The 24744-nt window shown below is 58.3% G+C and carries 23 protein-coding genes; 15 read left to right on the top strand and 8 right to left on the bottom strand.

The genetic code is table 11. The features are described 5' to 3' along the window. Positions 1-6: 6 nt before the first annotated feature. The 5 genes from AFK67_RS06790 to mntR form a co-directional block, all read right to left on the bottom strand. Positions 7-1548, bottom strand: coding sequence for an efflux transporter outer membrane subunit (locus AFK67_RS06790; RefSeq protein WP_007711653.1), 1542 nt, complete (start codon positions 1546-1548; stop codon positions 7-9). 1 nt (position 1549) lies between these two features. Next, positions 1550-3121 (bottom strand): DHA2 family efflux MFS transporter permease subunit, encoded by a 1572-nt coding sequence (locus tag AFK67_RS06785; protein ID WP_007711655.1) that lies wholly within the window; start codon positions 3119-3121, stop codon positions 1550-1552. Beyond that, complete coding sequence (locus AFK67_RS06780) at positions 3118-4263, bottom strand: HlyD family secretion protein (RefSeq protein ID WP_007711657.1); 1146 nt, start codon at positions 4261-4263, stop codon at positions 3118-3120. Before AFK67_RS06780 ends, AFK67_RS06785 begins: the two co-directional genes overlap by 4 nt. Before the next feature lie 100 nt (positions 4264-4363). Further along, positions 4364-5482, bottom strand: a complete 1119-nt coding sequence (locus AFK67_RS06775; protein WP_007711659.1) for an anion transporter — start codon at positions 5480-5482, stop codon at positions 4364-4366. A 2-nt stretch (positions 5483-5484) separates the two neighbouring features. Then, a complete protein-coding gene (mntR, locus tag AFK67_RS06770) occupies positions 5485-5952 on the bottom strand; it encodes a manganese-binding transcriptional regulator MntR (protein ID WP_007711661.1) in 468 nt (155 codons plus the stop codon). A gap of 180 nt (positions 5953-6132) precedes the next feature. Here mntR and mntS point away from each other — a divergent pair, with 180 nt between their 5' ends. Beyond that, positions 6133-6267: a manganase accumulation protein MntS gene (mntS, locus tag AFK67_RS22760; protein ID WP_105654402.1), complete on the top strand. Its 135-nt coding sequence runs from the start codon at positions 6133-6135 to the stop codon at positions 6265-6267. 294 nt (positions 6268-6561) lie between these two features. Then, the gene (locus AFK67_RS06765) at positions 6562-8145 is read left to right on the top strand and encodes a phosphoethanolamine transferase (RefSeq protein WP_007711665.1); all 1584 of its coding nucleotides are present in this window, start codon (positions 6562-6564) and stop codon (positions 8143-8145) included. A gap of 57 nt (positions 8146-8202) precedes the next feature. On the opposite strand, the gene ompX is transcribed toward AFK67_RS06765, so the two are convergent. Continuing rightward, positions 8203-8715 (bottom strand): outer membrane protein OmpX, encoded by a 513-nt coding sequence (ompX, locus tag AFK67_RS06760; RefSeq protein ID WP_007711668.1) that lies wholly within the window; start codon positions 8713-8715, stop codon positions 8203-8205. A gap of 351 nt (positions 8716-9066) precedes the next feature. Between ompX and rhtA the strand changes: the two genes are divergently transcribed. The 6 genes from rhtA (at position 9067) to ybiO (ending at position 15941) form a co-directional block, all read left to right on the top strand. Further along, positions 9067-9954: a threonine/homoserine exporter RhtA gene (gene rhtA / locus AFK67_RS06755; protein WP_038883961.1), complete on the top strand. Its 888-nt coding sequence runs from the start codon at positions 9067-9069 to the stop codon at positions 9952-9954. A 316-nt stretch (positions 9955-10270) separates the two neighbouring features. Further along, entirely contained in the window at positions 10271-10774 is a 504-nt protein-coding gene (gene dps / locus AFK67_RS06750) for a DNA starvation/stationary phase protection protein Dps (RefSeq protein WP_007711676.1), read from the top strand. 375 nt (positions 10775-11149) lie between these two features. Next, complete coding sequence (glnH, locus tag AFK67_RS06745; RefSeq protein ID WP_007711680.1) at positions 11150-11893, top strand: glutamine ABC transporter substrate-binding protein GlnH; 744 nt, start codon at positions 11150-11152, stop codon at positions 11891-11893. An 83-nt stretch (positions 11894-11976) separates the two neighbouring features. Continuing rightward, positions 11977-12636, top strand: a complete 660-nt coding sequence (gene glnP / locus AFK67_RS06740; protein ID WP_007681180.1) for a glutamine ABC transporter permease GlnP — start codon at positions 11977-11979, stop codon at positions 12634-12636. Next, positions 12633-13355: a glutamine ABC transporter ATP-binding protein GlnQ gene (glnQ, locus tag AFK67_RS06735; RefSeq protein ID WP_007711684.1), complete on the top strand. Its 723-nt coding sequence runs from the start codon at positions 12633-12635 to the stop codon at positions 13353-13355. Before glnP ends, glnQ begins: the two co-directional genes overlap by 4 nt. A gap of 327 nt (positions 13356-13682) precedes the next feature. Next, complete coding sequence (gene ybiO, locus AFK67_RS06730; RefSeq protein ID WP_038883962.1) at positions 13683-15941, top strand: mechanosensitive channel protein; 2259 nt, start codon at positions 13683-13685, stop codon at positions 15939-15941. Here ybiO and rlmF read toward each other — a convergent pair whose 3' ends face one another. Next, a complete protein-coding gene (rlmF, locus tag AFK67_RS06725; RefSeq protein ID WP_038883963.1) occupies positions 15942-16871 on the bottom strand; it encodes a 23S rRNA (adenine(1618)-N(6))-methyltransferase RlmF in 930 nt (309 codons plus the stop codon). It lies immediately after the preceding gene. Between the two features lie 112 nt (positions 16872-16983). Between rlmF and AFK67_RS06720 the strand changes: the two genes are divergently transcribed. The 3 genes from AFK67_RS06720 (at position 16984) to bhsA (ending at position 18479) form a co-directional block, all read left to right on the top strand. Beyond that, a complete protein-coding gene (locus AFK67_RS06720; RefSeq protein WP_007733091.1) occupies positions 16984-17601 on the top strand; it encodes a flavin reductase family protein in 618 nt (205 codons plus the stop codon). A gap of 95 nt (positions 17602-17696) precedes the next feature. Continuing rightward, positions 17697-17963, top strand: coding sequence for a DksA/TraR family C4-type zinc finger protein (locus AFK67_RS06715; RefSeq protein ID WP_007733087.1), 267 nt, complete (start codon positions 17697-17699; stop codon positions 17961-17963). A 255-nt stretch (positions 17964-18218) separates the two neighbouring features. Continuing rightward, positions 18219-18479, top strand: coding sequence for a multiple stress resistance protein BhsA (gene bhsA / locus AFK67_RS06710; protein ID WP_007733084.1), 261 nt, complete (start codon positions 18219-18221; stop codon positions 18477-18479). A gap of 89 nt (positions 18480-18568) precedes the next feature. Here the strand turns inward: bhsA and ybiB are convergent, their stop codons facing one another. Next, positions 18569-19537 (bottom strand): DNA-binding protein YbiB, encoded by a 969-nt coding sequence (ybiB, locus tag AFK67_RS06705; RefSeq protein ID WP_007733082.1) that lies wholly within the window; start codon positions 19535-19537, stop codon positions 18569-18571. 314 nt (positions 19538-19851) lie between these two features. On the opposite strand from ybiB, the gene AFK67_RS06700 reads away from it, so the two are divergent. The 4 genes from AFK67_RS06700 (at position 19852) to AFK67_RS06685 (ending at position 24734) form a co-directional block, all read left to right on the top strand. Continuing rightward, positions 19852-20388 carry a fimbrial protein gene (locus AFK67_RS06700; protein WP_007733079.1) on the top strand — a complete coding sequence of 179 codons (537 nt, stop codon included), beginning with the start codon at positions 19852-19854 and terminating at the stop codon, positions 20386-20388. Between the two features lie 77 nt (positions 20389-20465). Then, entirely contained in the window at positions 20466-21131 is a 666-nt protein-coding gene (locus tag AFK67_RS06695) for a fimbrial biogenesis chaperone (protein ID WP_007733077.1), read from the top strand. 48 nt (positions 21132-21179) lie between these two features. Continuing rightward, entirely contained in the window at positions 21180-23723 is a 2544-nt protein-coding gene (locus tag AFK67_RS06690; protein WP_038883967.1) for a fimbria/pilus outer membrane usher protein, read from the top strand. Between the two features lie 21 nt (positions 23724-23744). After that, positions 23745-24734, top strand: coding sequence for a fimbrial protein (locus tag AFK67_RS06685; protein WP_007733073.1), 990 nt, complete (start codon positions 23745-23747; stop codon positions 24732-24734). Positions 24735-24744 lie beyond the last annotated feature (10 nt).

Here is a 24744-nt window from a genome sequence, read left to right as displayed (position 1 = left end):
CTGGCTCTAGCCGCGCGGCGCGGGCCCGAAGACGTCGTAATCCGGCAGCCGCACGTTCTGATACGGCTCCCAGCCGCCGCCCAGCGCTTTGTAGAGCGCGACGAGATCGAGGCTGCTCTGCACCCGCGCCTGCGCGCGCTGCTGCTCGGCCTGCGCCAGCTGGCGCTGGGCGTCGAGCACATCGATGAAGGTGGCGATGCCTTTACGATAGCTGTCGCTTGCCAGATCGAACGAGGTTTGCAGCGCATCGAGGGTTTTCTCAAGCCCCGCCTCGCGCTGCTGGTCGGTGCGATAGCTCACCAGCGCGTTTTCCACATCGCTTAACGCCGTCAGCACCGTCTGGCGATACTGCAACGCCGCCGCGCCCTGCTCCGCCCGCGCGAGCTTCACGCTGGAGACCAGCCGCCCGCCCTGGAAGATGGGAATAGAGACCTGCGGGCCGAAGCTGTAAAAGTGGCTGCTCCAGTCGGTGAGGTAGTCGGTTTCGCTGTTGCGCATGCCAAACTGACCGGAGAGCGACAGGCTCGGGAAGAGCTGCGCCACCGACACGCCAATTTGCGCGGTCGCCGCATGCAGTCTGGCCTCCGCTTCGCGCACGTCCGGGCGACGACGCGCGAGCGTCGACGGAATACCGACCGGCACAATCTCCGGCAGGTTTGGCAGCGGTTGCGCCGCGCGCAGTTCGGCATCGAGCGCGCCGGGCGGTTTGCCGAGCAGCACTGCCAGCCCGTTCATCGCCTGGCGCTCCTGCGCCTGATACTGCGGCAGCTGCGCCTGCAACGTGCCGAGCTGCGCGCGGGCGTTTTCCACATCCAGCTGCGGCGACAGCCCGCTGCGCTGGCGGCTTTCGGTCAGCTCCAGCGTCTGCTGCGCCGAGGCTATCTGTTCATTCATTGTCGCGAGAATGCTCTGCGCGCCGCGCAGTTGTAGCCAGGCGCGCGCCACTTCAGCCTCCAGCGAGACCAGCGCGTCGTTGCGCTGCTCAATCGCCGCCTTCTGCTGCGCGTCCGCCGCCTCGACCTGACGGCGCACTTTGCCCCACAGGTCGATTTCCCACTGCGCGTCAAAACTGCCCTGGTAAAGGTTAATCGGCTGCGTCAGCGGGCCGAGCGCGGAGCTGATTTGCGGGTCGACCGCGTCAAGCTGGCCATAAACGTCATGCGATTTCAGCTCGCCTTCCAGTCCGAGCTGCTGGCGCGTGGCGCGCACGTTGCCGTTCACCGCCGGGAAAAACGCGCCGCCCGCCTGGTTTATCTGCTCGCGAGCGCCGGCGATACGCAGCACGGTTTGCTGGAGCGATAAGTTACCAGCGATCGCGCGCTCAATCAGGCTGTCGAGCTGCGGCGAGTTAAACGTGCGCCACCAGCGCGGGTCGGGCGCGGTGCTGCGCGCTTTTGAGGCGACATCCGGCGCATTCTGCCGGGCGGTTTCGCCGAAAGCGCCCGGCGTCACGGGCTCGGGCGCGCGGTAATCCGGGCCGACCGCGCAGCCAGCCAGCAGCAGCGCCAGCGCCGTCAGACTCAGGGGGAAGGTCACTCTTCCGTACATATCAATGTGCTCCTGCGGAGCCTTCGCTCTTGATCGGCGAAAGCAGTAAACAAAACGGAATCAGTAAAATCGCCACCACGCTCAGCATCGTGAACACATCGACGTAAGCGAGGATGCGCGACTGGGCAATCATCGTTTTATAAAGCTGCCCGGTGGCGATGCCGGTCGGGTCGCCAAGCTGCGCCGTGAAGTTGCGCACCGCCTCGGCGCCGCTGCGTACCGCCTGCTGGAACTGTTCGTCAAACGGCGTCATATGCGTGCTGAGATGGGCGCTCTGCACCTGCGCGCGCTCGGTGATGGCGGCGGTGGAGAGCGAAATGCCTATCGACCCGGCCACGTTGCGGAACATGGTAAAGAGCGCCGCCGCGTCGGCGTTCAGCCGCTGGGGAATGGTGATAAACGCAATGGTCGTGAGCGGCACAAACAGAAAGCCGAGCCCGATCGACTGCGCGCTGCGCATCAGCACCAGCGTTTCAAAATCGACGTTCGGCACCAGGTTGCGCGACCAGAAAAACGAGACGCCGAGGCACAAAAAGCCGAACGCAATTATCCAGCGCGTCTGCACCAGCGGCATCAGCTTCAGGACTATCGGGATAGTAAAGACGATCAGCACCGCGCCGGGCGAGAGAATAAGCCCCGACCAGGTGGCGGTATAGCCGAGATCCTGCTGCGCGAGCTGCGGGATAACCACCGAGCTGCCGTAGAGGATGAGCGCCATGCCCGCCATTAACACGCTGGAAACCGCAAAGTTTTTATCGCGCACGCAGTGCAGATCCACCACCGGGCGGCGGGTGTAGATAAGCCAGTAAATCGCGCCGATGATGCCGATAAACGTTAACACCGCGAAGGTGCGGATGAAATCAGAAGCGAACCAGTCCTCGTCTTCGCCGCGGTCGAGCATCACCTGCAAACAGCCGAGCCCGAGCGCGATAAGCCCGATACCGGTCCAGTCCACGGGGATTTTCTCTTCCGATTTTTTCTCCCATGGCGGATCTTCCAGCAGCTGGTAAACCGCCAGCACGCAGACGATCCCGACCGGGATATTGATGAAGAAAACCCAGCGCCAGGAGTAGTTATCGGTTATCCAGCCGCCGAGCGTCGGGCCGAGCACCGGCGCGACGATAATCGCTATCGACGAGAGCCCGAATGCCTTGCCGCGATCTTCCGGCTTGAAGTAATCGAGCAGTACCGACTGCTGCGTCGGCTGGAGGCCGCCGCCGAAAAAGCCCTGCAGGATACGAAACAGGATGATTTGCCACAGCTCTGTGGCGATACCGCAGAGGAACGAGCAGACGGTAAACATCACGATGCAAATCAGGAAAAACTGCTTGCGCCCGAACAGGCGGCTGAAAAACGCCGACAGCGGCAGCACGATGCCGTTCGCTACCAGATAAGACGTCAGGACCCACGTCGATTCGGAATAGCTCGACGACAGCGAACCGGCGATGTGCGGCAGCGCCACGTTAACAATCGTGGTGTCGAGAATTTCCATAAACACCGCGATAGTAACGACTATCGCGACGGACCAGGGGTTGCTGGCCGGGCGCCAGCCGCTGTGGGCCTGCTCGCTCATTCCACCGTCACCTCAGGCTCGACCGACAGCCCGAGCGGCAGCGGCTGGTCCCAATGCTCAAGTCCTTTATCGATGACGATTTTCACCGGCACGCGCTGGACGATTTTCACAAAGTTGCCGGTGGCGTTTTCCGCCGGAAACGCCGAGAAGCGCGAACCGCTGCCCTGCTGAATGCTCTCCACATGGCCTTCGAGTTCGAGATCCGGGAAGGCGTCTACGGAAACCGCGACTTTATCGCCAGGGCGCATACGCTCAAGCTGCGACTCTTTGAAGTTCGCCACCACCCAAATCTCGGGCGACACCAGCGAGAAGAGCGCGCTGCCCGCCTGCACCAGCGTGCCGTTCTGGACGTTGCGTTTGGTGACGAAGCCGTCAAACGGCGCGCGGACTTCGGTATAGGAAAGGTTCAGCTCGGCCGTCTGTAACTGCGCGCGCGCCTGGGCCACCTGGCTTTCGCGGGCCTCGACGTTGGTTTCCTGCTGACGGATTTGCAGCTGCACCTGTTCGGCGACTTCCAGCTGCGCTTTCGCATTGGCAAGCCCCGCCTCGGCGCTGCGCAGCTGGGCGCTGGCGGCGTCGATGTTTTGTTTTGAGGTGGCGCGAGGGTCAACGCCGCGCTGGCGCTGATATTCGGCGCGCGCGTTGGCAAGCTCCGCCTCGGCGCGCAGCACCTGCGCTTTCGCCTGATCGCGCTGGGCCGGATACTGCACTCTGGCAAGCGCCAGCTGCGCCTGCGCCTGATGCAATTGCGACTGCGCGAGTGACAGCTGCGCGCGGGCCTGGTCGCGCTGGGCGGTGGCGTCACGCGGGTCGATAACCACCAGCAGGTCGCCTTTTTTCACCCGCTGGTTATCTTTAACGCGCAGTTCGGTAACGTAGCCTGCCACTTTCGGCGCGACGGTGACGGCATCGCCTTCAATAAAGGCATCGTCGGTGGTTTCAAGATTGCGGGTCATCAGCCACCAGATAAGGGCGCCAATTACCATAATAATGACCACGACGCCGAGAATAATCAGCGGTTTCTTGCCGGGGCGCTTGCGCGTTTCACCTTGCGCCTTGCCGTTATCCTTGCCTTTGCTGGTATCGTCGCCCTGCTCCTGACGTTTCTCTTCGTCAGCGTTGTTATTGTGATTTTCCGCCATAGTTCAGCAACAGTCCTGTAAGTTAAAAACATCACAAAATACCGTTTACTAAACTTAGGAGCAGTCTATACATTTGCCAGGAAAAACTGACAAATTAGCATTATCTGAGAAAGAGCCCCCACAACAGCGCATAACCCACCACTGCCGACCAGATTAGCAGCGGCAACGAGTAGAGATGAAAGCGCCACCAGATGCGGCGATCGGCAGCCATCCGCAGCGCGATGAGATTGGCAAGCGAACCGGGCAGCAGCCCGAATCCGCCGATGTTAACCGCCCAGGCAAGCAGCGTGGTCGGCGGCACATAGTTAAGCAGCAAAATGGTCGCGGGCACGTTGCTGATAAACTGCGACAGCCCAATGCCGAGCGCGTAAAGCCCCGCCGGCGGCAGCTGCGCGACGTGATGCAGGCTGGCGGTGAGCGCGGGCAGTTGCGTTAGCAGATGCACATCAATAAACATCGCCACGAAGACCAGCAGCAGGCTCCAGTCGATGCTAATCAGCACCCGGCGCGCCAGCAGTAAAAACCCGGCGGCCACAAGCGCCAGTCCCCACAGCGCAAACTCCAGCTCCAGCGCGGTTAAGAACACGATATAGAGCGCGAGACAGCACCAGACCAGGCGCGGCTGCCAGTCGTGCGCTTTATCGTGCGACTGGTAATGCAGCGCTTTCGCCGGGAAGCAAAACCAGCAGAGCACCAGCAGGCTCGCCATCAGCGCCAGCGCGAGCGGCGCCATATGCACAATGAATTCCCCGAACGCGAGACCGGAGCGGCCCCACAGCAAGATATTTTGCGGGTTGCCGATGGGCGTGAGCAGCGAACCGGCGTTCACCGCCAGCGCTTCAAAGATAATGAGGCGGTTAACCGGAATGGCGCAGAGTTTTTTAAGCGTCAGCGTCAGCGGCACCACGATAAAAAGCGCCACGTCGTTGGTTAAAAAGGTCGAGAGAAGCGCGGCGGCGCAGACCAGAAACAGGGCCAGGCTGCGCTCTGTGGTGAAGCGGCGCACAAGGCGGCGGCCCAGCACGTCAAAATAGCCGCTGAGTTCCACGCCTTTCGTCAGCATCATCAGCCCGGCAAGGGTAATAATGGTGCGCCAGTCCACGGCCTGCGGCCACTCGCGCGGCGCGAAAGGCACAAAAAAGCAGAGTATCGCGCCGGTTATCAGTAACAGCTGGAAAAACCGGTCGTGAAGAAAAGGACGCGCGAGGCGACGTAACATGATTATTCAAACCCGTTTTGCTGGCTGAAACGACGAAAGACGGCAAGCGTCTCTTCGCTGACGTGGTGCTCCATCCCTTCAGCATCGCGACGGGCGGTATCGGGGTTAACGCCCAGCGCCAGCAGAAAATTTTCGACAATCTGGTGACGCTCGCGGCTCTGCTGCGCGAGCTTTTCGCCTTCCGGCGTTAAAAATACGCCGCGCCAGGGGATCTGCTCAATCAGGCCGACGGTCGCGAGACGCTTGAGCATTTTAGCGACGGTGGGCTGCGACACGCCAAGACGCGCGGCCATATCCACCTGACGCGCTTCGCCCACCTCGCGAATGAGATCGGAAATCAGCTCGACGTAGTCGTCGATAAGCTCGCGCCGGTGGGCTTCACGCACCTGGCGAAACCCTTCAACATGCTCTTCGACATTGACCAGCTGCGTCACTTTCATGCTGCTCTGCTTACCTGCCTGACGGCTCATTTTGCTTCCTCATTACAGTGGCGCGATACGGTTAACGCTGTTTTCGGGCCATTGTAAACCACAGCGGTGCGAGCACAAAAAATTAACGTGTTAGCCATAGCTATACAACATAGCCTGTGCTATATCTGTATGTAATGCGAACAGCCATGCGGTTTTCGGGCTAAGACGCGGAGGTGTGTTATGAACGAAGTAATGAGGTGTATGCGCGTGTTTACTCACTCCCCTTTCCAGGTGCGGCTGCGGCTGCTGAATATGCTGTGCGATATGTTTAACCCGAAACCCCAGCCGGGGCAGGATGAGCACGGGCAGAAATAACCGGCCTGCTGCCCCCGGCGTTTGTCATTTTTTCTTCATTATTCTGCGTTATTCTGAGCCCTGGCGCTCCTCACGTTGGCTTTACCGCTTCTTTTAGCAATATTTGCAGCCTTTCTCGCAAACTAGTTGATATCCCCCCGTTGCTATTATTGCCGCGCGGCTCTATCTTCTTGCAGCCCTGCCCTTACGACGACCCCGAATGCGGATCCCTCTCCCTTCTGGTCCAGCACTCGTCTGGCGGGCGAATACCTTTGACGCCAGGGTTTGCGCATGGCGTTTCGTTGAATCCGTACTATGAATCTAACGCTCAAAAATACTCTTGCTGCACGCGGCATCGCTCTCGATCCGTGGATTGGCTTCTATTTTCTGCAATCGTTATTAATTAATGTCGCTCTGGGTTATGAATTCAGCCTGCTGTACGCCGTCGCGTTTTGCTGCGTGCTGCTGCTGCTGTGGAAAAGCGCGCCGCGCGTACAAAAAGTCCTGCTGGCGGTCTGCACCCTGGTGGCCGGTCTCTATTTCCCGTTCGGCCAGACCTACGGCGCGCCGAACTTCAACACGCTGCTGGCGCTGCACGCCACCAATATGGAAGAGTCGACGGAGCTGCTGACCATTTTCCCCTGGTACAGCTATCTGGTGTCGCTGTTTATTTTTACGCTCGGCATTATCGCGCTGCGCCGCACGCCCGCTGCAGCCCGCCGCTGGCAGCCGTTCGACAGCCTTTGCCTTGCCATAAGCATCGTGAGCTTTTTCGTCACACCGGTGCAGAACCAGCTTTACGGCGGCGTGTTTGCGCTGAAAGACAGCGGCTACCCGGTGTTTCGTTTCGTGAAAGATGTGGTGGTGAATAACCATGAGGTGCTGGATGAACAGCAACGCATGGAGGCGCTATCGAAAATTAAAGATTCGTGGAATGTGCTCGCGGTCGCGCCGAAATATCACACCTATGTGGTGGTGATCGGCGAAAGCGTGCGCCGCGACGCGGTGGGCGCCTTCGGCGGTCACTGGGATAACAGCCCGTTCGCCAGCCGCGTTAACGGCTATCTCTTTACCGATTACATCGCCGCCAGCGGCTCGACGCAAAAATCGCTCGGCCTGACGCTCAACCGGGTGGTGGATAATCAGCCGCAGTATCAGGATAACTTCGTCACGCTCGCCAACCGCGCCGGTTTCCAGACCTGGTGGTTCTCCAATCAGGGGCAGATTGGCGAATATGACACGGCGATTGCGAGTATCGCCCGACGCGCCGATGAAGTGCAGTTCTTAAAAAGCGGCGATTTCGAGGCGGATAAAAATACCCGCGACGAGGCCCTGCTGAAGATGACCGCCCAGGTGCTGGCGACGCAGCGCCCTCAGCCGCAGCTTATCGTGCTGCATCTGATGGGCTCGCATCCGCAGGCGTGCGATCGCACGCAGGGCAAGTATGAAACCTTCGTGCAGTCGAAAGAGACGTCATGCTACCTCTACAGCATTCGTCAGACCGATGACCTGTTAAGTCAGCTCTACCAGCAGCTGCAAAACAGCGGTCAGAGCTTCTCGCTGGTCTATTTCTCCGACCACGGCCTCGCTTTTAAAGAGCGTGGTAAGGCAGTGCAGTACCTGGCGCATGACGATAAATTCCAGCAAAATTTCCAGGTGCCGTTTATGGTGTTGTCGAGTGACGATAAATCGCACCGCGTGATTAAAGCGCGCCGCTCAGCCAATGATTTCCTGAGCTTTTTTGCGCAGTGGACGGGCATTAAAGTCAAAGAGATAGCGCCGAAATATAAATTTGTATCCGGGCAAAAGGCGGGGCCGGTTTACGTAACCAACTTTAAACTCAATAAGGTGAGCTATGATCACCTGGGTTCCGATCTTTTCGAGACGCGCACGCGCTGAGGCGATACGCAGATAAAAAAAATCCGCCCGTGGGCGGATTTTTTATCACCGGAGTGATTAGAAGCGGTAACCCACGCCTGCGATCCAGGTGCCAACGTCGGTGTTACGGATGCGGCTCTGCTCGTAGGAGAAGTCCAGGGCAACGTCCTGAACCGGGTTGAACTGCAGGCCTGCACCGTAGGAGAAGCCGTAATCGCTGGTATCAGCTTTGTCGCCGTCAGCGGTAGCCTGAGCTTTACCGTAGCCAACACCCACTACGCCGTAGATGCTCGCCCAGTCGTTCAGACGGTAAGCCGGACCTGCGGTGATGCCGTAGTACTGGCCTTTGTTGTAGATGCCGTCTTCGGTGCGATCTTTTTCGGTGTAAGTAAAGGAGCTGATCACGCCCAGCGGGTTGGTGTCGTCGAACTCATAGCGGTATTTCAGGTTGAAACCGTTCATTTTGTTCATCACGCCCTGCGCGTCGCTCTGAGCGTAGCCACCGGTAACGGTAGCGGTGCCAGCAACAGCAGAACCTGCGGAAACGGCCAGAACACAAGCCAGTGCTGAAAGACATGCAATTTTTTTCATAACCACCTCAAATGTGCTTCAAGTAAGTCCTAAGATTTAAATATATCAAAACCCAGCAGGAAACTCTTTGTTGTTCACGTTGTCTAACCCAGTCTTTCCTGTAACAGAACGTTTCCGCCTGCGTCTATCCTGCTAAAAACACTGGATTTTAACGGGCGGCAAAGATTATGGCCTCTGCCAGCGCGCACCTGCATCCGGATAATTCCTAAACGCGACTGCGCGTTTTTTGCGCTAACCCTCGTATGATAACCGCAATTCCCGGTGCGTTTTTCAATGATTGCTCAACCACCCGGCAGGTAAATACAGTAAGCTATCGCGTTTACTTATCGTTAACTTTTGCAGGTGCGCAGGATGCCGACGTTATCCCGTAAAACTCCCCTCTGGCTGCCCGTGGTGGTGCTGATCATCGCCATGACCTCTATTCAAAGCGGCGCGTCGCTCGCCAAATCCCTCTTCCCGCTGGTGGGCGCGCCCGGCGTGACCGCGCTACGTCTGGCGCTCGGCACGCTTATTCTGGCCGTGGTATTTAAGCCCTGGCGGCTGCGCTTTACCCGCAGCCAGCGGATGCCGCTGCTGGTTTACGGGCTGGCGCTTGGCGCGATGAACTATCTCTTTTATTTGTCGATTCGCACCGTGCCGCTCGGCATCGCCGTCGCGCTGGAGTTTACCGGCCCGCTCGCGGTGGCGCTGTTCGGCTCGCGCCGTCCGGTGGATTTCCTCTGGGTCATCCTCGCCGTGCTGGGGTTGTGGTTCCTGCTGCCGCTCGGCCAGGACGTTACGCATGTCGATCCGTTCGGCGCCGCCTGCGCGCTGGGCGCGGGTGCCTGCTGGGCGGTCTATATTATCGCCGGACAAAAAGCGGGGGCGGAGCACGGCCCGGCAACCGTCGCGCTCGGCTCGTTCATTGCCGCGATAGTTTTTGTGCCCATCGGCGCGATTGCTGCGGGCGAGGCGCTCTGGCACTGGTCGGTATTGCCGCTCGGTCTTGGCATCGCCGTGCTTTCTACCGCGTTGCCCTATTCGCTGGAGATGACCGCGCTTACGCGTCTGCCCACCCGAACATTCGGCACGCTAATGAGTATGGAGCCTGCGCTTGCCGCCTTTTCCGGCATGCTGTTTCTTGGCGAAACGCTGTCGCTCGTGCAGTGGCTGGCATTGCTGTCGATTATCATCGCCTCCATCGGCTCGACGCTGACGCTCAGACGTGAAACGCAGTTAAAAAGCCTCGACATTGATTAAGCCTTATTACTATTTCCCGGCACGGTTGATACCGTGCCAGAATATTTATTCCCTGCCAGTTTCAGATATTTCCGCGTTGCGACGCATTCTCTTTTAAAATAACCGCGCGGGCCGTTCTTCCTGACAAAAGTGTTAATTTACGCGCTATAAAAATACTTACAAAATTAGCCATACCCTTGTTCATAAAGACTTTTATGATGCAACTCACCCTTCGCTATTAATCTGATAGGCACAGCCCCGGCAGCAAACTTCAGACCCGGTGCTATACTTAATTCCGTAATTTCCTGGGACACAATCATCAAGAGGATATGAAATTATGGGTACCGCTAAACTGGTTAAAACAAAGGCTTCCGACCTGCTCTACACCCGCAACGATGTAGCAGACAGCGACAAAAAGGCCACCATCGAGCTGCTGAACCGCCAGGTGGTTAATTTCATTGACTTGTCGCTGATTACTAAACAGGCGCACTGGAACATGCGCGGCGCGAACTTCATTGGCGTGCATGAAATGCTGGACGGTTTCCGTACCGCACTCACCGGCCACATGGACACCATCGCTGAACGTGCCGTACAGCTTGGCGGCGTAGCGCTTGGCACCACGCAGGTGATCAACAGCAAAACGCCGCTGAAAAGCTACCCGCTCGATATCCACAGCGTTCAGGAGCATCTGAAAGCGCTGGCGGATCGCTACGCTGTCGTGGCTAACGATGTGCGTAAAGCTATCAGTGAAACCACCGACGAAGACACTGCGGATATCTTCACCGCCGCGTCCCGCGACCTGGATAAATTCCTGTGGTTTATCGAGTCGAACATCGAATAAGCGGCTTACGTACCAGACGCTTTACTTATCAGGCCCTCTCCTCCCCGGAGGGGGCTTTGCACTAAAACAGGGCACCTCATCCCTCTTTCTCCCCGCAAACGTTATCTCTTTGTAATAATTCCCTCACACAATCGTTAATGAAAGATTGTTTTATCACCGGTTTTCAGGCTAAAAAGGCTATTCACCCGACTGCTGAGCGTAACGCACTGTTTTGGTGCTCCATGGTGGTGCATTACTGTGGAAAAAGCGCGCAAATTGTGCAAACGGACTTTTGTCTTGCCTTTGAAAACAGCGGGTTGTAAAACTGGCATGATTTTTTCATGCAGCGCTACGTTCTTATCGGGGATCGCCCCGCGGATAAATAAAGGAAATGCTATGAAGTCTGTTTTTAAAGTTTCCCTGGCAGCCCTGACTCTGGCCTTTGCGGTCTCTTCTCAGGCGGCGGATAAGCTGGTTGTAGCAACCGACACCGCGTTTGTTCCCTTCGAATTTAAACAAGGCGATAAGTATGTCGGCTTCGACGTCGACCTGTGGGCCGCTATCGCGAAAGAGCTGAAGCTCGACTACACCTTAAAACCGATGGATTTCAGCGGCATTATTCCGGCGCTGCAAACCAAAAACGTTGATCTGGCGCTGGCTGGCATCACCATCACTGATGAACGTAAAAAAGCCATCGATTTCTCCGACGGCTACTACAACAGCGGCCTGCTGGTGATGGTAAAAGCGAACAACAACGACGTGAAAAGCGTGAAGGATCTCGACGGTAAAGTCGTCGCGGTGAAGAGCGGCACCGGCTCGGTGGATTACGCAAAAGCGAACATCAAAACTAAAGATCTGCGCCAGTTCCCGAACATCGACAACGCGTACATGGAGCTTGGCACCAACCGTGCTGACGCTGTGCTGCACGACACGCCGAACATCCTGTACTTCATCAAAACCGCAGGCAACGGCCAGTTCAAAGCGGTAGGCGACTCTCTGGCGGGCCAGCAGTACGGTATCGCGTTCCCGAAAGGCAGCGACGACCTGCGCACGAAAGTGAACGGCGCGCTGAAAACCCTGAAAGAGAACGGCACCTATAACGAAATCTACAAAAAATGGTTCGGCACTGAGCCAAAATAATAATTCTTATTAAGCAGTTAACACCTGTCAGGGGCGGCCTTCGCCCCTGCTATTTTTGAACCACGGTAACACAGGAAATCATCATGCAGTTTGACTGGAGCGCCATCTGGCCTGCCATTCCCCTCTTGCTTGAAGGCGCCAAAATGACCTTGTGGATTTCGGTCCTCGGTCTGGTCGGCGGTCTGATAATCGGTCTGGTGGCCGGTTTCGCCCGCTCGTTTGGCGGCTGGATTGCCAATCACATCGCGCTGGTTTTTATCGAAATCATCCGCGGCACCCCGATTGTGGTGCAGGTGATGTTTATCTACTTCGCCCTGCCGATGGCGTTTAACGATTTACGCATCGACCCGTTCACCGCGGCGGTGGTCACCATCATGATCAACTCCGGCGCGTATATCGCGGAAATCACCCGCGGCGCGGTGCTCTCTATCCACAAAGGCTTTCGCGAAGCGGGCCTGGCGCTGGGGCTGTCGACCCGTGAAACCATCCGCCACGTGATCCTGCCGCTGGCGCTGCGTCGTATGCTGCCACCGCTCGGCAACCAGTGGATCATCAGCATTAAAGACACCTCGCTGTTTATCGTTATCGGCGTCGCCGAGCTGACCCGTCAGGGCCAGGAGATCATCGCGGGCAACTTCCGCGCGCTTGAGATCTGGAGCGCCGTTGCGGTGATTTATCTGATCATTACTCTCGTTCTGAGCTTTGTTCTGCGTCGTCTGGAAAAAAGGATGAAAATCCTGTGATTGAATTTAAAAACGTCTCCAAGCATTTTGGTCAAACCCAGGTGCTGCACAATATCGATTTAAAGATTAACCAGGGCGAAGTCGTCGTGATTATCGGGCCGTCCGGCTCCGGGAAATCGACGCTGCTGCGCTGCATCAACAAGCTGGAAGACATCACCAGCGGCGATCTGATTGTCGATGGCCTGAAAGTGAACGATCCGAAAGTCGATGAGCGCCTGATCCGCCAGGAAGCGGGCATGGTGTTCCAGCAGTTTTACCTCTTCCCGCACCTGACGGCGCTGGAAAACGTGATGTTCGGGCCGATTCGCGTACGCGGTGCCAGCAAAGCAGAAGCGGAAAAGCTGGCGAAGGAGCTGCTGGCGAAAGTGGGGCTTGCCGAGCGCGGCCATCACTATCCGTCCGAGCTTTCCGGCGGCCAGCAGCAGCGCGTGGCGATTGCCCGCGCGCTGGCGGTGAAGCCGAAGATGATGCTGTTTGATGAGCCGACCTCCGCGCTTGACCCGGAGCTGCGTCACGAGGTGTTAAAAGTGATGCAGGATCTGGCGGAGGAAGGCATGACGATGGTTATCGTGACCCATGAAATCGGCTTTGCCGAGAAAGTGGCCTCGCGCCTGATCTTTATCGACAAAGGCCGCATCGCCGAAGATGGCAACCCGCAGGCGCTGATCGAGAACCCGCCAAGCCCGCGCTTGCAGGAGTTTTTGCAGCACGTCTCGTAAGGCTCAGCCCTGTGCAAACCCTCTCCCCGGAGAGGGTTTTTTATTGGCGTCGCGGTGGGGTTATCGCCTTTCAGGCGGGTGCGCTAACGCTTACCCGTCCTCGCAGTGGTAGGGCCGGTAAGCGAAGCGCCCCCTACCATTTTCCCGCATCCATGCCCCCGCCACCCTTTTCCCGCCCCATGCCCTGCGCCGCGTTGATGGTGAACCCGTGGGCTCTGAATCCAACGGTTACATTAAACCCACTCAGGAATACTCCCCTTTTCCGGGCTTCGCTTATCCGGGCACTATACTTACCTCTTTGTGTCACTTTCTCATCTGGAGGAGACCGTGCCGTGGATTTTGCTACTGCTCGTCAGCCTGTTTAGCGTTCCAACCCAGGCGGTGAGCCTGCCCGCCGCGGCGGTTGCCGCCTCGACCACACAAAAAAGCGAGGCGCCACCCGCAGAGCCTGACGCGCAGACAAAGAAAGCGGCTTACGCGGCGCTCGCGGACGTGCTGGAAAACGACGCTTCCCGCAAAGCCCTCATCGAGCAACTGCGGCAGGCCGCCGCCACGCCCGCAGACCAGCCCACGCCCGTCATTAAACCGCCGGTCGCCGAGGAAGAAGATAAAACCGTACTGGAGAACGTCACCGAAGTGACGCGCCACTACGGCGGCGAACTTGCCGGACGTTTCGCGCAGCTGCACCGCAACATTACCAGCGCGCCGCATAAAGTCTTTAATGAGAAAACCTTCTTCAACGCGCTGACGCACTTCACCCTGCTCGCGGTCTCGGTGTTCCTGTTTTACTTCGCGGTGCGCGCCTGCGCCATTCCGCTGTATCGCAAAATGGGCCAGTGGGGACGGCGTAAAAACATCAACCGCGCAAGCTGGGTACAGTTGCCGCTGATGATCATTCTCGCGTTTATTATCGACCTCGCGCTGCTGGCCCTGACGCTGTTTGTCGGCCAGATGACCATTGAGATGATGAGCGCGGGCAGCCGCACCATTGCCCGCCAGCAGGGGCTGTTCCTCAACGCCTTCGCGCTTATCGAGTTCTTTAAGGCCATTCTGCGGCTTATCTTCTCCCCGCGCTTCCCGTCGCTGCGCCCCTTTGTCATCAGCGACGCGAGCGCGCGTTACTGGCATCTGCGCTTAAGCGGGCTCAGCAGCCTGATAGGCTATGGCCTGCTGGTGGCGGTGCCGATTATCTCCGCCCAGGTCAACGTGCAGGTTGGCGCGCTGGCGAACGTCATTATTATGCTGACCATGACCGGCTGGGCGCTGTATCTGATTTACCACAACAAGCGCACCATCACCGCCGGGCTGACGCGCCTTGCGGACCGTTCGCTCGCCTTCTTCAGCCTGTTTATCCGCGCCTTTGCGCTGGTCTGGCACTGGCTCGCGAGCGCCTACTTCATCGTGCTGTTTTTCTTCTCGCTCTTTGATCCGGGCAACAGTCTGAAGTTTATGATGGGCGCGTCGTTAAAAACGCTCGCCATCGTCAGCGTCGCGGCGTTTATCTGCGGCGTCTTCACCCGCTGGCTGAGTAAAACCATCACGCTCTCCCCGCCGGTGCAGCGCAACTACCCGGAGCTGCAAAAGCGCCTCAATGGCTGGATTTCGGTGTCGCTGAAACTGGCGCGCATTCTTACGGTGTGCGTGTCGGTCATGTTGCTGATGAACGCCTGGGGGCTGTTTGATTTCTGGGCCTGGCTCACCGTGGGCGCGGGCGAGAAAACCGTGGATATCCTGATTCGCATCTCGCTTATCCTGTTCTTCTCCGCCGTCGGCTGGACGGTGCTGGCAAGCCTGATTGAGAGCCGCCTCGCGTCTGATATCCACGGCCGCCCGATGCCGAGCGCGCGCACCCGTACGCTGCTGACGCTGTTTCGCAACGCGTTGGCGGTCATTATCAGCACCATCACGGTGATGATTGTGCTCTCGGAGATAGGCGTGAATATCGCGCCGCTGCTGGCGGGCGCTGGCGCGCTGGGCCTTGCGGTGTCGTTCGGCTCACAAACACTGGTGAAAGACATCATCACCGGCATTTTTATTCAGTTTGAAAATGGTATGAACACCGGCGATCTGGTGACGATAGGCCCCCTGACCGGCACCGTGGAGCGCATGTCGATCCGCTCGGTGGGCGTGCGTCAGGATACCGGCGCGTACCACATCATTCCGTGGTCATCGATAACGACCTTCGCCAACTTCGTGCGCGGCATCGGCTCTTTTGTGGCGAACTATGACGTCGACCGCTTTGAGGATACCGATAAAGCCAACCGCGCGCTGCGTGCCGCCGTGGACGAACTGATGGAGCAGGAAGATATCCGGATGCTGGTGATAGGCGAGCCGAACGTGGTGGGGATTGTGGGGCTGACCAATACCGCCTTTACAATCCGCGTTACCTTCACCACCCAGCCGCTGAAGCAATGGACGGTGCGTTTCGCGCTCGACGGCATGGTGAAAAAACACTTCGATCTGGCAGGCATTCGCCCGCCGGTGCAGACGGTGCAGGTGATGCAGCCGGTGCCGGATGTCGCGGCCGCCGCCGAGGCGCAGGTGGCCGCAGGCGGCGCGCTGCCGCCCGCCAACCCTACGGTGTGATCACCGCGGGCGGTTCTGGGCCCAGCGTTCGCGCTGGGCCGTATCCATAAAGCTCCAGGCGATAAACCGGCTCTGCTTCTGGCCCTGGGCCATCTCTTTTTTGACCACTTTCACCGCGCCCGCCTGTTCAAGCGCCCGGTAAAGCTGCGGCAGGTTATCGCCCTTCGACACCAGCGTGGTAAACCACAGCACCTGGCGGGCGAACAACTTGCTCTCGTCAATCATTCGGGTGATAAAGCCGACTTCGCCGCCCTCGCACCACAGCTCCTGCTGCTGGCCGCCGAAATTGAGCCCGCTGTCAGCCGCAAGCCCTAGATTGCGGCGTTTGCGCGCGTTACCGGCGCTGGCAGCGTCGGCCGAATCGTGGAACGGCGGGTTGCAGAGCGTGGCGTCGTAGCGCTCATTCTTATGAATAACGCCGTTGAAAATCGCGTCAGGGGTTTTCTGGCGGCGCAGGCGGACGGCACGATTCAGACCTGGGTTGGCGTCGATAATCGCGCTCGCGCTGCGGATAGCCTCTTCGCTGGTGTCGGTGCCGGTAAACCGCCAGCCGTACTCATGCTGGCCTATCAGCGGATAAATGCAGTTGGCCCCGACGCCGATATCCAGCACGCTCGCCTGCGCAGGCACCGCGCCGCCGTTGCCCTCGGCCAGCAGATCCGCCAGATGATGCACGTAGTCCGCGCGGCCCGGCACCGGCGGGCAGAGGAAGCCGTCAGGAATATCCCACTGCTGCACGCCGTAAAAGTGCGCCAGCAGCGCCTGGTTGAGGGTTTTCACCGCCAGCGGATCGGCGAAATCGATGGTCGGCTCGCCGGCAGGCGAGAGACGAACATAGGCGCCAAGCGCCGGACAGCGCTGGGTCAGCGCGTCGAAATCATAGCGGCTGTGGTGGCGGTTACGTGGGTGCAGGCCCGGTTTGCGGTTCATCGGCTTCCTCCTGTGTGGGCGCGTACAATACCCGCTGACCCGCCCACGGTAAATAAGCGCGGCAAAATTTACCGCGACGGCTATGATAGTTTTTTTGCCCAGGGAGACCGCCATGCACTACTACTATGAACCGGCTCGCGGCCACGGTTTGCCGCACGATCCGCTGAACGCCATCATCGGCCCGCGCCCTATCGGCTGGATAGCCTCGCAGGACGCAGAAGGCCGCCGCAATCTCGCGCCCTACAGCTTTTTTAACTGCTTTAACTATCGCCCGCCGATTATCGGTTTTTCCAGCAACGGCTGGAAAGACAGCGTGAGCAATATCGCCGACACCAAAGAATTCGTCTGGAACCTCGCCACGCGCGGTCTGGCGGTGGCGATGAATGAAACCTCCGCCTCCCTGCCCCACGGCGAAGATGAGTTTATGCGCGCGGGCCTGACCGCCGCGCCATCGCGGGTGGTGAGCGCGCCGCGCGTCGCCGAAAGCCCGGTTAACTTTGAGTGCCGCCTCACGCAATGTATTCAGCTAACGGCCGCCAGCGGCGCGCTGATTGACACCTGGCTGGTGTTAGGCGAAGTGGTGGCCGTGCATATTGACGAGTCGCTGCTGGAAGACGGCATCTACCAGACCGCGAAAGCGCAGCCCATCCTGCGCGCGGGCGGGCCAAGCGCCTACTACGGCATCGATGAATCGCAACGTTTTGATCTGATTCGCCCGGACGCCCGTTAACGTCTCATTATGCCCGCCACGGCGGGCTCTCTCCCGGCAGGCCGCCCCCTTTTTTGCTATAATTACCCCTGTGTTTAACCATTCAGGAGGTCCCTATGGCTTCAGGTTGGGCAAACGACGGCGCGGTTCAGGATCAGATTGACAGCACCGTTGAAGACGCCGTGGCGCGGGCGCGACGCGACCTGCCGACAGGCGAAAGTCTGGAATTCTGCGAGATGTGCGATGAGCCTATCCCCGAGGCGCGCCGCAAGGCGATTCCTGGCGTGCGCCTGTGCGTGAACTGCCAGCAGAAAGAGGATGAGCACCGCCAGCGTTACTCTCTCTATAACCGCCGCGGCTCCAAAGACAGCCAGCTACGCTAGCACGCTTCCCCCCATACACGCTTTTACCGTTTCGATGTGTCGTTTTGTGCCCTTAAAAAACGGGACGGTAAGGGCCTGTAAAGAAGCGTGGGCCGAAGCTTTTATCTCATTTAAATTCAAACGCTTATATTACATTCAAATTTTTAGAATAAGGCTGTCAATTCTCTTCGGTTTTATATTCTGCCGCTGAATGTGACAATCATCACATCAACGGAACAAACCGTATTTAACAGAACAAACTGCGAGAGAATCACTATGAAAGCCATCAAATATGCTGTAGCCGCCCTTACTCTTTCCGCCTTCTCCTTTGCCGCCGGTGCGGCAGAGCAGGTCAGCCCGGCGCAGGCGCAGGGCCTGAACAAAATCGGCGTCGTATCCGTGCAGGGCGCACGTACCCTTGACGAGCTGAACGACAGCCTGGCGGCCAAAGCCGACGCGGCAGGGGCGAAGGCATACAGCATCACCTCGGCACGCACCAGCGATCTGGCAAGCGGCACCGCGGTTATCTATAACTGATTGCCCTGCGCCACTCACGACCCTCATTACCCTTAATTGACCCTTTGTTACCCTTTTTGCCCGCGGCGGATGCTGCGGGCTTTTTTATGTCAAAACGTCTGCGCAATGCGGTCCAGCGCCGCCGGAATATCCGCTGCTTCGCCGCTTGCGACCAGCACGCACGCCATCTGGGTTTTCAGCGATTCCGGCACCGGTTCAAGCCCGGAGAGGCAGCGCTCAGTCCAGCGGGCGGTCACTTCCGGATCCTTCGCCTCCGGCAGTGCTATCGGCACAGACGCTGCCTCACTCTGGCGCTCCACCAGAATACGCATCGTCTGATCTTCAATCAGCGCGATTTGCGGACACCGTTGCGGGTTCGCGTACACCTCGCCTTCTGTACCGTGCATCAACAACCCGCGCCCGCCGATATCCATAAAAAACTGCCCCACCCGGGTGACATATTCCGGGTGCGAGACGCTGGAAAGCCGCAGCGCCTCGGCTTCGCCAAACGGCGTCGCCAGCTTGGCAAGCGTATGGGCACTATTGCGCACCCCAAGCCGCCAGCGCATCGCCAGCTGGTTTTCGAGCGGCGGACAGAGCGCGCCGACGGGAACATACACCGGGTCGCGCCCGTCCAGCTTCGCCTGCGCCTGGCCCGCGAGCCGCGTCGGCGTAATGCCCATCAGCGTGAAGATGGTTTCGGTCAGCACGCGGGTAGGATCGTCGCTCACGCCGTGAACCAGCACCGGAAAGCCGAGGCGGCTTAGCAGCAGCGCCAGCAGCGGTGTCAGGTTGGCCTGCTTGCGCGCGCCGTTGTAACTGGGGATAACAATCGGCAGCGGTTTCGCGACGGGCGGCGTCAGACGCACGGTGTGCTGCTGCATCGCGTCGTAAAAACCGCGCAGCTCCTCTTCGCTTTCGCCTTTGATTCGCAGCGCTATCAGAATCGCCCCCATCTCCAGCTCCGGCACGTTGCCGTCCAGCATCTGGTTATAGAGCGCCCTGGCCGTTTCGCGGTCCAGAGAGCGGGCGTGATTTTTGCCCCGACCAATCTCTTTGATAATGTTGCGGTAATCCATGCGTAATTCCTCTGTGAGCCTTCATTCACTATAGCCCTGATGAATATTCATCAGAAATGGTTTTTTGTGATGATAGGGTCCCCGCCTCTCACTTTTCCGGCCCGCTTGACCCGAGATGCCCTTAAATCCACAGACGTAACTTATTCAATGCCTGAACAAAACACGGTTTATCAGGAAATACCTTTATTTCATTAAATAAAGCTTTAAGTGTTCATAAATGGATAGACGTATTCATCAAGAGCATATTTCACGTGAATTAATTAGCCCGTGGAATCATCACGGGCCTCACTTTCACTCTGTTATAAGGATCTATGATGAAAAATGTCCTGTTGAGCACGCTGCTCACCGGCATGGCGTGCTGCGCTGGCAGCGCGTTTGCCGCCAGCAACGGCGAGGGTCAGATTAACTTTACCGGCGAGATCCTCGATTCCGCCTGCGAAGTGGTGAACTCGGCCGCAAGCCCGCTTTCCGTCACGCTCGGTAAGGTATCGAAAAGCAGCTTCAGTACCGTCGGCGCCACCTCCGCTCCGACCACCTTTGATATTGAGCTGAAAAACTGCCCGGAGAGCATCACCTCTACCTCGATTACGTTCGGTGGCACAGCGGATGCTAATAATAACGACGTGCTGGCGCTGAAAGCGGAAACGGGTGCTGCCACCGGTATCGGCGTTCAGTTGCTGGATTCCTCGTCACAGCCGCTGAGTCTCTACACCGCCTCGGCGGACTATGCCCTGGCCTCTGGCGCGACCACCAATAAGCTGACCTTTGGCGCGCGTTATATCGCCACCGCCGCGACGGTCACCGCAGGCCTCGCGAATGCGGTCTCCACCTTTACCGTGGTTTATAACTAAATGCTCTGGCGTGAAGATATTACTCATGCTGCACGGGTAATATCTTCGCCTTTCACTTCACCTTCGTGGAAAAAGCAATGCGTAAATATCTACTTATTAGCACGTTATTATTCGCAGCCAGCGCCGCACAGGCGGGCGTGGTTATTGGCGGCACTCGTCTTATTTATCCTGGCGATAAAAAAGAGGCGGCGCTGACAATTACTAATGGCGATGACAATAATTATTTGGTGCAGTCATGGGTCGAAACCGAAAACGGCAGTAAAGCACCTTTTATGATAACTCCGCCGCTGTTTCGTCTCGATGCAAAACAAACGAATACGCTACGGGTCGTTAAATTAAGCGGGACGCTGGCGCAGGATCGTGAATCACTGTTCTGGCTGAACGTGAAATCCATTCCGTCAACCTCTCGTCAGACGCAGGCCAACACGCTGCAAATCGCGGTAAAAACCCGTATCAAGCTCCTTTACCGCCCGGCCACGCTTACCGGAACCCCGGAAGAGACCACCGACAAACTGGTCTGGCGCAAACAGGCCGACACGCTGAGTGTGAGGAACCCGACGCCGTTTTATATGAATTTCCAGAGCATTACCGTCGGCGGGAAAAATATCGACCGCGCCGCTTATGTGGCTCCCGGCGAGACCGCCCGTTTTCACCTGCCTGCCGGTTCAGGCGCTTCATCAGTCGACTGGAAGCTGATTAACGACTACGGCGCGACAGGGGCGGCGCATCATCAGGATCTGTAATTTCATCATCTTTTTCAGATAAATTATTTTTATCCTCCTGGAACCACTATGTCTGCTAATAACATGGGGCGGCAGCCCCGGTTTCGCACGCGTTATCTCGCGTTAATTATTGCCCTGCATTGCATAATGCCGGGAATAATTTGCGGGCAGGCGTGGGCCGAGGATTATTTTAACCCTGCGCTGCTGGAGGTGGATAATCCCGGTATGGAAAAAGCGGATTTATCGTTTTATGAAAAAGGCCCGGGTTTGTCGCCCGGGAAATATTCAGTCGATATTTATATTAATAATGAAAAAAAAGAGACGCAGGAAATTCGTTTTATCGCTGCGACCGACAAAGATGGCGCGCCTGCGCTTCGCCCATGCCTGAGCCTTGCGCGGTTAAAGAGCCTTGGCGTGAAGGTCGAGTCCTACCCGGCGCTTAACGACACCGGGGACTGCGTCAATCTTGAGGCGATCCCCTCCGCTGCGGCCACGCTGGATCTTAATCATCAGGCGTTAATGCTGACACTGCCGCAAACGGCGCTCGTCCAGCGCCCACGCGGCTATGTCGCGCCGGAAGAATTTGATGAGGGCATCACGGCGTTTTTACTCAACTACAGCCTGAGCGGCCAGCAGGATCGCACCGTCTCCTCTGCCGGTCATGACCGGCGCAGCGACTACCTGAGCCTGCGCCCGGGTCTCAACGTGGGTCCCTGGCGGCTGCGCCACTACGCCACGCTGAACCGGGAGCATGACGTAACGGGCGACTCGCAGGAGTTCAACACTGTCTACAGCTACCTTTCGCGCGATCTGGTCGCGCTTAAAAGCCAGTTGATGCTTGGTCAGAGCACATCGCCCGCAGGCGTTTTCGACAGCATCCCTTTTACCGGTGCGCAGCTTGCGTCTGAAGAAGAAATGCTGCCGGACAGCCAGCAGGGTTACGCGCCCGTCGTGCGCGGTATCGCCCACAGTAATGCGCAGGTCGTGGTGCGCCAGCACGGCTATATCATCAGCCAGGTAAGCGTGGCGCCCGGTGCCTTTGCGCTGACCGATCTCTATGCGGCAGGCAATGGCGATCTCGACGTCACGATAAAAGAGTCCGACGGCAGCGAGCAACACACTGTGGTGCCCTATACCTCAGTGCCATTACTACAACGCCAGGGACACCTTAAATACAGCCTGACCGGCGGCAGATACCGCTCCTATGACGACGCCGTCACACCGTCGCCGTTTGTACAGGGCAGCGCTATTTACGGCCTGGCGCACGAACTGACGCTTTACGGTGGCGTGCAATACAGCCCGGTCTACCGCGCGCTGACAGTGGGTGCCGGGAAAAACCTGGGTGAGGTCGGCGCGCTGTCGCTGGATGTCACATCAGCCGCGGCGCGCCTGCCTGATGGCGCGTCTCGCGACGGCCGCGCCTTGCGCGTGCGCTACGGCAAAACGCTCACGGCGACCGGCACGTCGGTTTCTGTCGCTGGTTACCGTTATAACAGCGCCGGGTTTTATTCGATGCAGGACACATTTGATGCCTGGCGGCGTGACGACGTGCCACAGCCGGTCAGCCACCGCCGTAGCCGCGAGGAGGTAAGCGTAAATCAGAACATCGGCGATAACTTCGGGTCGCTGAACCTGAGCCTTGTACGCGAGCGCTACTGGGAGGGTCGTGCGCCGGGCCGTTCGCTGAATCTCGGTTACAACAACAACTGGCAGGGGATCACGTACAGCCTGAATTACAGCGTGGGTGACACTGACCACGGCTCGCAGGCGCGCACCACGCGTGAACGCAGCCTGGCGCTGACCGTTTCCATCCCGCTTGAGCGCTGGCTGCCCAACACCTGGGCGAGCTACAGCCTCAATCACAACCGCGACGGCGTGACCCAGACGCTGGCCCTGAACGGTTCGGCACTGGCGCAAAACAACCTCAACTGGTCCGTTCAGCAAAGCAGAGACGCGAGCGGCGCAGACAGCCGCAGCCTGAACGTCAACTACCGTGGTGCAAAAGGTTCGCTTGGCGGCAGCTACTCGCGCGATCGCTGGCAGCAGACGACGAGCTATAGCCTTCAGGGCGGCGTCGTTATGCATGCGGATGGTGTGACATTCAGCCAGCCGCTTGGCGAAACCGTAGCGCTGGTGAAAGCCCCCGGTGCGAGCGGTACGCGTATCAATAACCAGACCGGCGTAAAAACCGACGGGCGCGGCTACACGGTTGTGCCTTACGTCAGCCCTTATCGCCACAACACGATTGGGCTTAATACCGAAACGCTGCCGGACAATGCCGATATCACCCAGGCGTCGCAGACCGTCACGCCAACGCGCGGCGCGGTGGTGCGGGCAACGTTTGCAACGGAGGTGGGCGCACGGGCGCTCATCCGGCTAAAACGCCCTGATGGCAAACCGGTGCCCTTTGGCGCGACCGTCGTAAAAGCGGGCGAAGACGAGGAATTTATCGTAGGCGAGGACGGCGAGGTCTGGCTGACCGGCCTTTCGCCACAGGGCACGCTGAACGTCAGCTGGGGGGCGCTCGCCACCACGCAGTGCACCGCGGCCTTCCACCTGCCAGCCACTGCGCCTGCGGACACTATTTTAACCCTTTCCGCCCGCTGTCAGTGACGGCGAGACTCAGGAGACCCTATGAAAATGCTACGTTTATTCTGCCTTCTCGCCGCCCTCGTGGGCGGGTGGAGCGTGATTCCTGCGGCGCAGGCCAACTGCAGCACGCCGGATTTACCTCACACCAGTTACTCAAGCGGCGTCGCCGTGAGCGACAATCTGGAAACCGGTGCGGTGATCCCAGGCTCCGAACACCCCGTTGCAATTGATATCAACTGCTACGGGGAATACGACAACGCAATGGTAATCGCCTGTTACACCGGCGGAAAAACCGAAGTGCCTGGCATGCCGGGCGTTTATCAAACCAACATTCCCGGCGTTGGCCTGACGCTTATCAATAAACAGGGGCAGCGGGTGACAGGCACGGGCAGCGATTGCGATTCATCCGGCATGCCGCTTGCGACAATAAAAGCGGTGGGGAATGCCAATATCGCCCAGGCGATAGTGACGCAGGCGCTGGTTAAAATCGCACCCACCATGGGCAGCGGCACGCTGGATAACAACAGTACGCGCTACAGCGTGCTGGTTAAAAGCGCCGCTGAAGGCACAGAGCCGCTGGGTGGGCAGTATCTTTACTATCGCGGCAGTTTTAACAGCCGCTCCATCACCTGTTCTCTCAACACGACGACGCTGACGTTTAACATGGGCGATATCTCTACGTCTCTCTTTTCCGGCCAGTATTCGACCACACCGCCACAGCATCAAGACTTCACGCTGGTATGTGATGATTACGCCTACGTCAATGTGCTGGTGCAGGGCGCAAATGGCAACCTGCGTAATAACGCCGGCGTTATCAGGTTACTGGACGAAGACGGCGCCGCGCTGGGGGTGGGTGTGCAAATGAGGATCAATGACAATATCGCGCCGACCGATGATTACACCATGATGGGCAGCATTGCGCCGGGGGCGTCAGATACCTTTTCCGTCAGCGTGCAATACATGCAGACCGAAGAAATCGTTGTCCCTGGCAAGGCCAACGCGGCGGCAACCATCAGCATTTCCTATAACTGAGGTGGCGGCC

It is taken from the genome of Cronobacter dublinensis subsp. dublinensis LMG 23823 (assembly GCF_001277235.1).
Lineage (GTDB): Bacteria > Pseudomonadota > Gammaproteobacteria > Enterobacterales > Enterobacteriaceae > Cronobacter > Cronobacter dublinensis.
This window is presented reverse-complemented; position numbering and strand designations above follow the sequence as displayed.

Coding starts and splice junctions, on each gene's coding strand:
- AFK67_RS06695 (WP_007733077.1), top strand. CDS start 20,466: ATGCGTAAATATCTACTTATTAGCACGTTATTATTCGCAGCCAGCGCC.
- AFK67_RS06790 (WP_007711653.1), bottom strand. CDS start 1,548: ATGTACGGAAGAGTGACCTTCCCCCTGAGTCTGACGGCGCTGGCGCTG.
- mntR (WP_007711661.1), bottom strand. CDS start 5,952: ATGAGCCGTCAGGCAGGTAAGCAGAGCAGCATGAAAGTGACGCAGCTG.
- AFK67_RS06765 (WP_007711665.1), top strand. CDS start 6,562: ATGAATCTAACGCTCAAAAATACTCTTGCTGCACGCGGCATCGCTCTC.
- AFK67_RS06720 (WP_007733091.1), top strand. CDS start 16,984: ATGCACTACTACTATGAACCGGCTCGCGGCCACGGTTTGCCGCACGAT.
- ompX (WP_007711668.1), bottom strand. CDS start 8,715: ATGAAAAAAATTGCATGTCTTTCAGCACTGGCTTGTGTTCTGGCCGTT.
- rhtA (WP_038883961.1), top strand. CDS start 9,067: ATGCCGACGTTATCCCGTAAAACTCCCCTCTGGCTGCCCGTGGTGGTG.
- glnP (WP_007681180.1), top strand. CDS start 11,977: ATGCAGTTTGACTGGAGCGCCATCTGGCCTGCCATTCCCCTCTTGCTT.
- bhsA (WP_007733084.1), top strand. CDS start 18,219: ATGAAAGCCATCAAATATGCTGTAGCCGCCCTTACTCTTTCCGCCTTC.
- ybiB (WP_007733082.1), bottom strand. CDS start 19,537: ATGGATTACCGCAACATTATCAAAGAGATTGGTCGGGGCAAAAATCAC.
- AFK67_RS06690 (WP_038883967.1), top strand. CDS start 21,180: ATGTCTGCTAATAACATGGGGCGGCAGCCCCGGTTTCGCACGCGTTAT.
- AFK67_RS06775 (WP_007711659.1), bottom strand. CDS start 5,482: ATGTTACGTCGCCTCGCGCGTCCTTTTCTTCACGACCGGTTTTTCCAG.
- rlmF (WP_038883963.1), bottom strand. CDS start 16,871: ATGAACCGCAAACCGGGCCTGCACCCACGTAACCGCCACCACAGCCGC.
- dps (WP_007711676.1), top strand. CDS start 10,271: ATGGGTACCGCTAAACTGGTTAAAACAAAGGCTTCCGACCTGCTCTAC.
- glnH (WP_007711680.1), top strand. CDS start 11,150: ATGAAGTCTGTTTTTAAAGTTTCCCTGGCAGCCCTGACTCTGGCCTTT.
- AFK67_RS06685 (WP_007733073.1), top strand. CDS start 23,745: ATGAAAATGCTACGTTTATTCTGCCTTCTCGCCGCCCTCGTGGGCGGG.
- AFK67_RS06780 (WP_007711657.1), bottom strand. CDS start 4,263: ATGGCGGAAAATCACAATAACAACGCTGACGAAGAGAAACGTCAGGAG.
- AFK67_RS06700 (WP_007733079.1), top strand. CDS start 19,852: ATGAAAAATGTCCTGTTGAGCACGCTGCTCACCGGCATGGCGTGCTGC.
- AFK67_RS06715 (WP_007733087.1), top strand. CDS start 17,697: ATGGCTTCAGGTTGGGCAAACGACGGCGCGGTTCAGGATCAGATTGAC.
- AFK67_RS06785 (WP_007711655.1), bottom strand. CDS start 3,121: ATGAGCGAGCAGGCCCACAGCGGCTGGCGCCCGGCCAGCAACCCCTGG.
- mntS (WP_105654402.1), top strand. CDS start 6,133: ATGAACGAAGTAATGAGGTGTATGCGCGTGTTTACTCACTCCCCTTTC.